Annotated in this window: 12 protein-coding genes, 1 pseudogene and 1 riboswitch; of the genes and pseudogenes, 8 read left to right on the top strand and 5 right to left on the bottom strand. The window is 42.2% G+C overall.

The genetic code is table 11. The annotated features are described in order from the left end of the window. Positions 1 to 42 precede the first annotated feature (42 nt). The 3 genes from AC5JMK_RS07090 to AC5JMK_RS07080 form a co-directional block, all read right to left on the bottom strand. On the bottom strand, positions 43 to 291 hold the full coding sequence (locus AC5JMK_RS07090; protein ID WP_495909737.1) for a BrnA antitoxin family protein: 249 nt from the start codon (positions 289 to 291) through the stop codon (positions 43 to 45). Further along, complete coding sequence (locus AC5JMK_RS07085; protein WP_495909736.1) at positions 254 to 556, bottom strand: BrnT family toxin; 303 nt, start codon at positions 554 to 556, stop codon at positions 254 to 256. The genes AC5JMK_RS07090 and AC5JMK_RS07085 overlap by 38 nt, the downstream gene beginning before the upstream one ends. Before the next feature lie 137 nt (positions 557 to 693). Beyond that, on the bottom strand, positions 694 to 876 hold the full coding sequence (locus AC5JMK_RS07080; RefSeq protein WP_495909735.1) for an Rpn/YhgA-type helix-turn-helix domain-containing protein: 183 nt from the start codon (positions 874 to 876) through the stop codon (positions 694 to 696). 439 nt (positions 877 to 1,315) lie between these two features. Here AC5JMK_RS07080 and AC5JMK_RS07075 point away from each other — a divergent pair. Beyond that, positions 1,316 to 1,396: pseudogene (locus AC5JMK_RS07075) on the top strand (DUF4346 domain-containing protein); the annotation flags it as partial. A gap of 247 nt (positions 1,397 to 1,643) precedes the next feature. Here the strand turns inward: AC5JMK_RS07075 and AC5JMK_RS07070 are convergent. After that, positions 1,644 to 2,702 carry a ribonucleotide-diphosphate reductase subunit beta gene (locus AC5JMK_RS07070; RefSeq protein WP_495909734.1) on the bottom strand — a complete coding sequence of 353 codons (1,059 nt, stop codon included), beginning with the start codon at positions 2,700 to 2,702 and terminating at the stop codon, positions 1,644 to 1,646. A gap of 124 nt (positions 2,703 to 2,826) precedes the next feature. Continuing rightward, the gene (locus AC5JMK_RS07065) at positions 2,827 to 5,082 is read right to left on the bottom strand and encodes a ribonucleoside-diphosphate reductase subunit alpha (protein ID WP_495909733.1); all 2,256 of its coding nucleotides are present in this window, start codon (positions 5,080 to 5,082) and stop codon (positions 2,827 to 2,829) included. A 257-nt stretch (positions 5,083 to 5,339) separates the two neighbouring features. Then, a riboswitch (cobalamin riboswitch) is annotated at positions 5,340 to 5,481 on the top strand. A gap of 278 nt (positions 5,482 to 5,759) precedes the next feature. Between AC5JMK_RS07065 and AC5JMK_RS07060 the strand changes: the two genes are divergently transcribed. The 7 genes from AC5JMK_RS07060 (at position 5,760) to AC5JMK_RS07030 (ending at position 11,024) form a co-directional block, all read left to right on the top strand. Next, complete coding sequence (locus AC5JMK_RS07060) at positions 5,760 to 5,960, top strand: hypothetical protein (RefSeq protein ID WP_495909732.1); 201 nt, start codon at positions 5,760 to 5,762, stop codon at positions 5,958 to 5,960. 49 nt (positions 5,961 to 6,009) lie between these two features. Beyond that, positions 6,010 to 7,014, top strand: a complete 1,005-nt coding sequence (locus tag AC5JMK_RS07055; protein WP_495909731.1) for a methyltransferase domain-containing protein — start codon at positions 6,010 to 6,012, stop codon at positions 7,012 to 7,014. Between the two features lie 15 nt (positions 7,015 to 7,029). Continuing rightward, entirely contained in the window at positions 7,030 to 8,301 is a 1,272-nt protein-coding gene (locus AC5JMK_RS07050; RefSeq protein WP_495909730.1) for an FAD-dependent hydroxylase, read from the top strand. Between the two features lie 89 nt (positions 8,302 to 8,390). Continuing rightward, a complete protein-coding gene (gene cobW, locus AC5JMK_RS07045) occupies positions 8,391 to 9,455 on the top strand; it encodes a cobalamin biosynthesis protein CobW (protein WP_495909729.1) in 1,065 nt (354 codons plus the stop codon). Positions 9,456 to 9,546: 91 nt separating this feature from the next. Beyond that, positions 9,547 to 9,957 (top strand): hypothetical protein, encoded by a 411-nt coding sequence (locus AC5JMK_RS07040; protein ID WP_495909728.1) that lies wholly within the window; start codon positions 9,547 to 9,549, stop codon positions 9,955 to 9,957. A gap of 66 nt (positions 9,958 to 10,023) precedes the next feature. Then, positions 10,024 to 10,413, top strand: coding sequence for a hypothetical protein (locus AC5JMK_RS07035; protein ID WP_495909727.1), 390 nt, complete (start codon positions 10,024 to 10,026; stop codon positions 10,411 to 10,413). Between the two features lie 173 nt (positions 10,414 to 10,586). Next, positions 10,587 to 11,024 carry a QcrA and Rieske domain-containing protein gene (locus AC5JMK_RS07030; RefSeq protein WP_495909726.1) on the top strand — a complete coding sequence of 146 codons (438 nt, stop codon included), beginning with the start codon at positions 10,587 to 10,589 and terminating at the stop codon, positions 11,022 to 11,024. Positions 11,025 to 11,304: the final 280 nt, after the last annotated feature.

Below are 11,304 nucleotides of genomic sequence, written 5' to 3'. Positions count from 1 at the left end.
ACAAGGTAATGTCTCTGTTTTCTTTTCCTCAAATCCTACTAGCTAGGCAGTTACGATTTGTGTTTGATAGCCTCGCCCTTGGGACTTAAACCACTCCAATACATCGCTATCGATGCGAAGTGTAACTTGAGACTTGGTTTTTGTAGCAGGTAAACCCCGTCTCACAACTGCCTTAGCAAACATGGACGGTGTAATCTCTGGGCATTCTGATAAATCAATATCTTCATCGCTCATTGCATCCAGTCGTTGCCAATCAGTTTGAGAGTTGCTCGAAGTAGGTTCGTTGTTCATATTTCGTTGCCTTTCTTGCAGAAATAATACGGGTACAATCCTCACGTTCTGTATGGACAACGGCAATAACTCGCCCTTGCAACAAACCGAATGTGACAAAACGCTGCTCTCCATAACTGTAGCGATCGTCCTCAACCGTTAGGATATCGCCATCAAATACAGCTGGAACATCGGTAAAATCAATGCCGTGTTTACGAAGATTAGCAAGACGTTTTGCTTCATCCCATTTATATTCCATAACTGAACGACAGCTACAATATTCCATTGTAGTTACAAATTGTCGTTACAGCTACTATTCCAAGTCATTTTGATCGGCGATAGCGCAAGCGCTGACTTGTCAGTTCGCTTTGGTGACAATACTGATAACCTTTTTGTGATGACGCAATCGCCACACACTTGGGGCTAATTTTGTGGAGACTCATTCAGTTGCTGCTGAAGTTGTTGAACTTCCTCAATCGATAAGCCTGTGGAAGGGGCAATAATGTCGATCGCCACTCCTCTACGCAAGAGATTGATAGCGATCGCCCGTGTCTTTTCTTCCTCAGCCTCTCTCCAGATCGAACGATAAACGGTGGATTCCTGCATGATGTCTCTCCGTCAGATAAATCACAACTTGCCGCATCGGTTTGGTTGGATCTTTCCGGTACATTCGCACGCGGTAATCCAAAACACGGAATGGAATATTGTTCTTGGGAAGTGTTTGAAACTCGATATGCAAAACAGATTCGTCTGATTCCAGCAAAATTAGGGCATCGGCGCGGCAGTTGCCTCAACGGGGGGAACCCCCGCACAGTGCTGCCTTGCGAATCGGATCGAGGGAGAGTTCAGAGGGTTTGAGTTCTGTCATCGTGACAGGCTTTCCTAACAGCCAACTGGCGAAGTCGGCACAGAAGTGTTCGGCAAGGAATCGGCAGGTATCGTCATACATGGGAGAGATTGTACAACTGATGATACAGATTTGATTTTGAGTAAATCTAACGTTTGATGAAGTGTGGTAGGGCGATCGCTACAACTATTCAACCGCCAATTGGATCATGCGGCTTACTTGGGACGTGAGTTTATGCGATCGGAATTGGCATTGGTGACAGGACAAGACTACGTATGACTAGTCCCATATAAGTTACTGGATTTGAAAGATCATATCCTCTACCGAATTTTTCCGTATAATCACCCTTTACGGCAGGATTATACAGAATATTTCCGTATATCCTTGGTGTTGTACAGAATTTTTCCTCATAACATCCTTAATTTAGTTTTGTATTTAACGGGATTTACGAGCGATCGCAGCATAAACGCATTTTTAAAGACGCGATATATCGCGTCTGGACATCTAAACCAATAATAAACCTCTCTTAAAAATCATCCCAACCTTCAATACTAGAAGACATAACATAACTGGTCACACTCGCCTCAAAAAAATTTGCTTTTGTATTCGCTTCTTTCTTAGTATCTGAAAAACGCTCCAAGTGAGTATAGGGACTTTTCTTGTAGATAGCTTCCCCAAACAATGGCTCTAAACCGATCGCCTTCAAGCGAGCATTTGCCAGATATTTTGTGTAATCTTCTGTACTGTTGGCTGTAATGCCTAGAATATCATCTCCGACAATATGTCCTGTCCACTTGCATTCATGCTCAACAGCAAGAGCAAACATTTCATAAATTTGTTCGCGGCTGTGAGGGAAAACTTGCATCGCTTCTGGAATCAATTTTTGATATAGCCGCACATGAGAAAGTTCATCTCGGTTAATCATTCTAAAGATATCTGCACTCCCAGACATGAGCATCCGTGATGAGAGATTGTAGAAAAATATAAACCCGTTATAGAAATACAATCCTTCTAACAAATAATCCGCCAATAGCGATACGAAATAATTCTCTGGTGTGGGGTTATCGACATACTTTTGGTATAGTCCAGCGATGAATTCGCATCGTTGTTTGAGAATGCGATCGCTCCGCCAAAAATCATAAACTTGTGTACGGCGATCGCTCGGAATCACCGTCTCAATGATGTATTGATAAGATTGATTGTGCATTGCTTCTTGCGAAATTTGTTCCGCCATACACAATGCAATTTCTGGTGCGGTAATGCTGTTTTTGATATGAGGCACATTACAGGTTTGCACCGAATCGAGAAAAGTCAGGTAACTGAGAATGCCATCAAATGCACGTCGTTCTCCAGGTGTGAGATTGACGTAATCTGTGACATCTTGAGTAACGTCTATTTTGTCGGGAATCCAAAAGTTCTCTCGCATTTGACGGTAGAGAGACACAGCCCACGAATAACGAACATCATTTAATTGCATTAAGTTCGTAGTCTCTCCGAACCATATTAAACGGTTTGCTGTATCATCATTTCCATTCGGATTGAAAACGGGATTAATTGGCATTAATGATTGTCTTGGTTGGTACATCTTAAATTTTGTTTTGATTAGTTTTCACTCTTAATTGGGCAATGGGCTTTGCCCATCACCTATGCTTGATAACTGATACTTAGACTTCGCTCAGTACAAGTAAGTGTTTACTGATGACTGGTGTTCAGTTTGCACAAGCAACACATTGCTCGTTCGATTCTTTGAAACTATCTTTTTGGACAGTGCGAATGTAGTAGATTGCTTTACAACCCAACTTCCAAGCCAGCATTATGGTTTCAAAAATATCAACAGCGCTAAGACATCGCTCTGGTTCGTCAGGGAAATAAACTCCAGCGTTCAAGTTAAATAACAATTCCATCGAAATTCCTGTATCAATCCATTGTTGGATTGTGGCGATCGCGAGAACAACTTTTTTCTGATCCAGTGTCTTATTTTCGACATAGAACCATAAATGATCCCGAATGTAAGGCGGTGCGATGGGTACTGAACCCTTTGCCCACTTTTCATAGAAGAATTTGCTATAAACGGGTAAAACACTGGCTGTACAACCTTGAACTAAAGATGAAGAAGTGTTGGGTGCGATCGCAGTAATATGTGAATTGCGAATCCCATATTGCTTGATATCTCGACTCAGTTGTAAAAAACGCTCTGGTTTACTAGCGTGTTGCTCAAACCAAGTAGGTGGTTTTGCTCCGATTAAATTTCCTTTGCTCCATTCACTCTTGACAAAAGCAGGATACGCACCCCGTTCCTTCGCTAATTCCATCGATGCTGCGGTGCAATAGTAACCAATGTCTTCAAATAAATCGCTGATTTCCTGAAGATGGGTATAGGTGAGATGATATTTTGCTAACCAGTCAGCTAATCCCATACAGCCCACCCCAATTGTGCGATATTTGGCGTTGTGGGTGGCACTAGCAGCAAACGGGGGTGATGTAAGTTCAATAGTGTTATCTAATACACGTACTGCAATCTGACAAATTTCTGCTCGCTGTTCATCCTCCAAATTTGCAAGATTAACGCTGAGGAGATTACATGAATGTGCTTCTTTGTCTGGTTTGACATTTGACCATGATTCTTGACACAAGTTTCCACCAGGAATATAACCTTCATGCTGATTAGGGTTAGCTCGGTTTGCGGTATCTTTGAACCATAAATAAGGCATCCCGGTTTCTAATTGGGTTCGCATCACCTGTTTGAATAAAAGACGTGCATTTACCCGTTTGTAAAGAGTAATCGAGTTATCTAAACTGGCTTCGATTTGCAGATAAGCACGTTCAAATTCTTCACCCCAAGTTGAAGCTAGTTCAATCCCTAAACGAGTTCGCACCTCATAGGGATCAACTAACGTCCATTCTGTATCTGCTTGCACCCTTCGCATAAATTCATCACTGACAACCAATTGCGGAAACACATCATAAGCTTTGCGTCGTGCATCGCCATTCTCGGTTTGCATTTCCAAAAATTCGCTTATGTCCAAATGCCAGATATCTAAACTTACAGTAACCGCACCGGCTCTACGTCCACTTTGATTAACTGCGATCGCTGTATCATTCAATAATTTAATCCAGGGAACGACACCACCAGAAGCGTTCTTCTTTCCCATCACCCAACTACCAGTAGCCCGAATCCGAGACAGATTCACGCCCACACCGCCACCATTTTTAGAAATCCGCGCTGCATCATGAATACTGCCAAAAATGCTTTCTAAATTGTCGTCCATTGCCGTAATGAAACAACTGGCAAGAGAACCGTTGGGAATCCGCAAGTTCGCTAAAATCGGCGTTGCTAAAGATATTTGACGACGGGCGATCGCTTCATAAAACTCCCTTGCCCAGGTTAAACGATTCTCTTGTGTTTCTACGGAGGCTATCAAGAGCGCACAAGTTAAAAATGCTTCCTGGGGTAACTCATTCGCCAGGAGATATCGTTTCGTCAGTAATACTGCTCCTGCGTAATCATAGTCGGCATCCCAGTCAGGATTAATCCAAGTGTTGGCAATTTCTAATTCTTCTGGAGTGTAGATTAAGATGTGGCGATCGTATTCTCCTTTACTCACTTTGTCATGTACAGTTTGAGCATAGTAACCGTACTGATAACCTCGGGCTACTTGAGTATCTTTCCACAAACTCCAAATATGTAATCGCCCTGCCACTTGCCGCCAATCAGGTTCTTCAGGATCGCACAAATCCAAAGCACAGCGAATTAAATTATCTTGAATTTCTCGTGTAGTAATACCGGGGCGCAATCGAGTTGTTAGATGTGCTTCTAAGGCAATGGAATTGCAGCAAAGTCCGCAACAAGCCCAATTAACTACTGTGCGAATTTTATTAATTTCTAACGGTGTCGTCGAACCATCACGACGAACAACATAGATATCCGTTGTGGAGTCCTCAAAGAGTTTGGATGGAGCTTGCATAGTGGATGAATTGTAGAAAAATAATTGCAATAATGGAAAAGAATAGTTAACTAGGTTTGGCAATGTAAAAAATTGTCAACGTTATGTCACTAAACGCTGGCAATCCTAACAAATTGTGGTGTTGAAAAATTGTTAGAAGAATTGTCCAATAAAAATCCAGAGCAAGCTTTGGTAAGGAATTGAACTTGCCCCGATTCATGACGAATGCCAGTATAGATCGACCATTGATTTTTACGCAAGCAAATCACAGTTGTGTTAATATGCAAGGGAATCTCGGTTTTGATGGGAGCAGCCATCAGACGTAAGGGGGAAAGTCCGGTGCAAATCCGGCGCTGTCCCGCAACTGTAATCAAGGCTTGCCTTGTAAGTCAGAATGCCCGCCGAAGTTGACTTGTAAATTTTCTACATCTGCGAGGCACGGATGGTTTATTACATGATGAGCGTCAGGTCTAATATTTTGAAAGCACCGCACATTAAAACGCTACAAATGGCGACTTTCCACGAAATAAGTAATTAATATTAAATTTCAATTAGTAATTCCTTTGTGAGTATTCAGGTATTTTTTTACTTTGAAAAGAGAAAGATTTTCAACGAGGTATGGCACTAACTTTCCATCGCTATATCTGGCGTGCATAACTTCTCTGTATTTTTGTTAAATTCTGATTCGGTTAATCATCATGCCAAAATTTTATCTTCATCGAACTGGGAAGATTCCTACTGCTGTTCATCCTTTTGTCAAACAAACAGGTTTTAGAGAAGATAAGCAGCAACCCTTTCTAAATCTCAGGAAAATAATTCGAGGTTGGCAAAATATGGCAAGTTCAACCTATAGGAAGATTTCTCTTATGATCTCTCGTCTAATTCGGGATGAACCATAAACACACCAACATCTATCAACGGTTAGCTACATAAAAAGCTTTCACAACAATGTCAACTTTATTAGTTTATTTTGTAATTGGTTCTCTTCTCGTTTTACTAATTGGAATTGCGGCTTATTTTCTAACTGCCCGCAAGTATCAATCCTCATCCACAGTCGCCAATTCCTACGACCAATGGACGCTTGACGGCATCCTAGAGTTTTACTGGGGAGAACACATTCACCTTGGTCACTACGGTTCGCCGCCACGACGCAAGGATTTTTTGGTTGCTAAATCTGACTTTGTACATGAAATGGTTAAATGGGGTGGTTTAGATAAATTACCTCCTGGTACTACCGTATTAGATGTTGGCTGTGGGATTGGAGGCAGCAGCCGGATTTTAGCGCGAGATTATGGATTTGCTGTCACAGGAATTACTATCAGCCAAGAGCAAGTAAAACGCGCCCAGGAGTTAACACCCCAAGAACTAAACGCCCAGTTTGCAGTCGATGATGCAATGGCATTGTCGTTTCCAGATGCCAGTTTTGATGTAGTTTGGTCAATCGAAGCAGGCCCCCATATGCCTGATAAAGCCGTTTTTGCAACAGAATTAATGCGGGTACTAAAGCCAGGTGGAATTTTGATTGTCGCTGACTGGAATCAAAGAGATGACCGCCAAAAACCGCTAAATTTCTGGGAGAAACCAGTAATGCGACAGTTGCTAGACCAGTGGTCTCATCCAGCTTTTTCTAGCATTGAGGGATTCTCCGAACTTTTGGAAGCAACAGGATTAGTGGAAGGGGAGGTAATTACGACTGATTGGACGCAAGAAACCCTTCCTTCTTGGTTAGATTCTATTTGGCAAGGAGTGGTTCGCCCAAGCGGATTTCTGCGTTTTGGATTGTCTGGTTTCATAAAATCTGTACGCGAAGTGCCAACGTTTTTATTGATGCGTTTGGCCTTTGGCGCAGGGCTGTGTCGATTTGGAATGTTCCGCGCTGTGCGGGCAAATTCACGTACAGAATTGATGGACAGAAACTTTGCTAACCAAACTCCCTCCAGCTTGGTTAGGTAGCGAGCATTATGACCAATGCGTGAGTTTCAAGCTATGACCTCATTACTGCATCCATTTTTGGCAAACTGCGATGTAGTTATTGTCGGCGGCGGTATTTCGGGTTTGACACTAGCCTGTGGACTGCAATCGTCAGGTTTGCGAATTTTAATAGTGGAAGCACAACAACAGCAGCAAGCAACAGAGCGATCAAGAGCTTATGCCCTGTCGCCGATGACAAGCAAAATTTTTCGTGATTTAGGGCTATGGGAGCAAATTGCGCCAAAAATTAGCCATTTTTCACGGGTATTACTGTCGGACGCAGACTATCCTCACCGAGTCGAGTTTTGCCCTAAAGATTTGGGAGAAGCAGCAGTTTACTACTGTGGTGAGCATAAGGTGCTGATGGCGGCACTCCAGCAACGAGTGGCAACAGCAGCCAACATTACCTGCTGGTATGAGACTCAAGTGATTGAGGTGCGCTATGCAGCCCAAACCGCAGAGGTAGTGCTAGAGAATTCCCAAGGTCAACAACGATTGCGATCGCAGTTGGTGGTGGCTGCTGATGGCGTAAACTCGCAAATTCGCTCTTCTGCTGGCATCAAAACTAACGGCTGGGCTTACTGGCAATCCTGCATTACAGCTTTTGTTGCTCCAGAGCGACCGCACCAGAATATCGGCTACGAGCGTTTTTGGTCTAGCGGCCCTTTTGCAATTTTGCCCTTGCCTGAAAATCGCTGCCAAATCGTCTGGATTGCTCCCCACGCAGAGGCTCAGGCAATAGTTGGTCTACCAAGCGACCAGTTTATGAGTGAACTACGACGACGCTACGGCGAACAAATGGGAAAACTAACTCTGTTGAGCCAACCCTTAGTGTTTCCAGCACAGTTGATGCAGAGCCGTCGCTATTGCCAGCCGCGCTTAGTATTATTAGGGGATGCTGCCCACTGCTGTCATCCGGTGGGCGGTCAGGGGCAAAATATGGGTATTCGTGATGCGGCTGCCCTAGCCCAAGTGCTACAAACTGCACAACAACACAAACAAGACCTGGGTTCTCTGGCAGTGCTAAAACGCTACGATCGCTGGCGACGCTATGAAAACTGGGTGGTGCTAGCCTTTACTGATATTCTCAACCGTAGCTTTTCTAATCAATGGTTACCAATGGTTAAACTGCGGCGGCTAGTACTGCGGCTGATAATTTATTGGTCTTTCCCACGAAGGCTACTGCTGCGACTGATGACCGGGCTGTGGGGTCGCCAGCCACAACTTGACCACTCATCCTTGGCGGTGTTGCAGAACATAAATATTTGAATTTTAACGCTGGCAACACTGCATGATATCTGCGGTTAAAACTTCTTTATTGCGATCGCTCCTTTAATCAACAAACAACTTAATTTTATATGCACAAAATTCCCATTACAGTCATTACAGGATTTCTCGGCGCAGGCAAAACGACGTTAATTCGTCACTTACTGCAAAACAACGAAGGACGACGCATTGCTGTTTTAGTGAATGAATTTGGCGAAGTTGGCATTGATGGCGAACTATTACGTTCGTGCCAAGTTTGTGACGATGAAGAAGAATCTAAGAGTAACATTGTGGAACTCACCAACGGTTGTCTGTGCTGCACAGTACAAGAGGAATTCTTACCAGCGATGCAAGAATTACTCAAGCGACGCGCGAGCCTTGACTGTATGTTGATTGAAACCTCTGGACTAGCACTACCAAAACCATTGGTACAAGCATTTCGCTGGCCAGAGATTCGCACAGGCGCAACAGTAGACGGCGTAATCACTGTGGTGAACTGTGAAGCTTTAGCAACTAATCAATATGTAGGCGATTTAGCAGCACTCTTAGCACAGCGACAAGCTGACTCTAGCATAGAACACGAAACACCGATTGAGGAACTGTTTGAAGATCAGCTGGCTTGTGCTGATCTAGTATTGCTGACTAAAAGCGATCGCGTTGACGAACAAACGCAAGTGAGGGTGCAGGATTGGCTCAAGCAGAACTTACCCCCTGGTGTAAAAGTCATTCCTTGCCAGGATGGTAAAATCAGTGGCGATTTACTACTCGGTTTCAATGCTGCGGTAGAAGATAATTTAGATAGTCGTCCCAGTCACCACGATACAGAAGAAGATCACGAACATGATGACGGGATTAATGCAGTGCAACTAATACTAGACCAAGCATTTGAGCCGTCTTTTTTGGTTAAACGCTTGCAAACATTGGTGCAACAGCAAGAAATTTATCGCATTAAGGGATTTGTAGCAGTTCCGAATAAAGCCATGCGTTTGGTATTACAGGGTGTTGGTAATCGATTTGATTACTTTTACGACCGTCCTTGGCAACATGGCGAACCGCGTCAAACAAAATTAGTGTTAATTGGTCGGGAACTCGATCAAGTTGGCATTGAATCACTCGTGTTGCAGGAGGAAGTAGCAGGATTTAGAAGCCGCAAGTAAGTAATTTCATCAATGAAAAATATGGTGTCAGCTGCTAAAGAATTACGAAAAGAAGTCAATATTTCTGATTAACAATAATTGGTACAAGCAATTGTTGAATTTCACAAGTTTTTTGCTAATTAGCTATACCGCTTGGAAAGGTTTTTTAAAATCAGGGCGCGGGGCTGTTATTTGTAATATAAATAATGCTGTAGATTTCTCCCGTATCACTTTTACTACAATCACAGGTAAGAAAATTTTACTTGACGAAACCTTTAATCTTCATTTTGTTACTAAAGCTAGATTAACAGCCTATTTAACTGAGTGGATTCTGTACCCAAAAGAAATAACACAAATACTTGCAGCAATAGATACCTATAATCCGCAAAAAGACATTATTTTGTTCATAAAATTTAACTCTGATTTTGAGGTTAATATTTTAAACAATCTTGTCATTTCTCCACCGGAATGCTATCAATATGTTTGTCGAAGATGGGAAGAATTTCTCCCTTATTTGTTATGAATTATACAGTTAGCGCATTCAGGTGAAAACCCATCTAGATAGTCAATTTATTTCTAGGAGGAGTGAGTGAAAAAATTACTCTTGGCTTTGACTTCTAAACCCACAGCTTTAATTTCTGTAGCTTCCTTGTTGATGACTAGTAAAGTTAGCACCGCTAATCAACCAGTAAATCCCCAACCTGTAAACCATACAGATACGACTACTACGCCAGTATCAGCAGAAAGCCAAAAGGCTTGTGTAAAACATCCAAAACTCGGTAAATTTTTCTGTGCTAATGCTAAACAATTGGCTCATTTGAAGAAGGGCGTACCAGAGATTGATGTTACTGACGTGAATAACGAGGATGCTCTGCTTGGAGTTACAGATGAGGAAAGCGATACTGCTGTAGCTATGTTTGGCTGTGATTGCGCTGCATCGATAAATTGCTTGCGTCGTTTACGGAATAGCCTTCCCTAGAATTGGTTGTCGTTGATTTTTCATATTTATCAAGCTTGGGAAGCGGGGAAGAAAATTTTATCTCTTTCCTCTCCCAATTCATTAGTAAAAAATACTAACATCAATCATGTTTTACTTAATGAAACAACTAAAACTTGTCTCATGAATTTAATTTTTAAAACACCTCAATTTTTATGAACCGTCGTGATTTTATTGTCTTATTTAATGTAAGTTGGTTTGTAAGTTCTTTATCTGTAGTATTCACAACTACTTATGCGACACAACCTAAACCTAAACTCAAACGGAAATCATCTAAATCTGAAAATTGGCTTCATGTGGGGACAGTTGGAGAGTTAGATGAAACAGGTCAAATCTTAAAAGAAAAATCGCCTTTTGGTTCCATTCTGGTGATTGGTACTTCTAAAAGTAAAAATCTGATAGCTGTTAATCCCACCTGCACTCATATGGGTTGTACGGTGGAATGGGAAGTTGAGGAAAAAATATTTTTATGTCCCTGTCATGCCTCAGAATTTGGAGTTGATGGTAAGGTGCAAAATGGGCCAGCCACAAAACCACTCTCAACTTACATGACCAAGATAGAAGGTAATTCGGTTATGGTGAGGCGCAGTTAGTTTAGTATTTCTCCACTCTAATACATAGGTCAACCAAGAAGCAAAATTTGGTGAACTGACAAGGAGCGCGCTTGCTTGGAATATTAAGCATAAAGGTACAACGATTTCTATCAATTTATAAATGCAAAAACCAAAACTAATTAATATTTCAAAAGCAACTCGTTATCAAAATGCAGCGATAGATTACTATATGGGGCTTACAGGTTCTTCCTATCTTCATTACGGGTAAGCTGTTCAGCATTTAAATTGGGTATAATAAAAAGCCGAATTCAGTAAAAAA

This window comes from Pelatocladus sp. (genome assembly GCF_059505505.1).
Note: the sequence above shows the minus strand (reverse complement) of the source record. Positions and strands in the feature narration are given on the sequence as shown.

Coding starts and splice junctions, on each gene's coding strand:
- AC5JMK_RS07090 (WP_495909737.1), bottom strand. CDS start 291: ATGAACAACGAACCTACTTCGAGCAACTCTCAAACTGATTGGCAACGA.
- AC5JMK_RS07085 (WP_495909736.1), bottom strand. CDS start 556: ATGGAATATTGTAGCTGTCGTTCAGTTATGGAATATAAATGGGATGAA.
- AC5JMK_RS07080 (WP_495909735.1), bottom strand. CDS start 876: ATGCAGGAATCCACCGTTTATCGTTCGATCTGGAGAGAGGCTGAGGAA.
- AC5JMK_RS07070 (WP_495909734.1), bottom strand. CDS start 2,702: ATGTACCAACCAAGACAATCATTAATGCCAATTAATCCCGTTTTCAAT.
- AC5JMK_RS07065 (WP_495909733.1), bottom strand. CDS start 5,082: ATGCAAGCTCCATCCAAACTCTTTGAGGACTCCACAACGGATATCTAT.
- AC5JMK_RS07060 (WP_495909732.1), top strand. CDS start 5,760: ATGCCAAAATTTTATCTTCATCGAACTGGGAAGATTCCTACTGCTGTT.
- AC5JMK_RS07055 (WP_495909731.1), top strand. CDS start 6,010: ATGTCAACTTTATTAGTTTATTTTGTAATTGGTTCTCTTCTCGTTTTA.
- AC5JMK_RS07050 (WP_495909730.1), top strand. CDS start 7,030: ATGCGTGAGTTTCAAGCTATGACCTCATTACTGCATCCATTTTTGGCA.
- cobW (WP_495909729.1), top strand. CDS start 8,391: ATGCACAAAATTCCCATTACAGTCATTACAGGATTTCTCGGCGCAGGC.
- AC5JMK_RS07030 (WP_495909726.1), top strand. CDS start 10,587: ATGAACCGTCGTGATTTTATTGTCTTATTTAATGTAAGTTGGTTTGTA.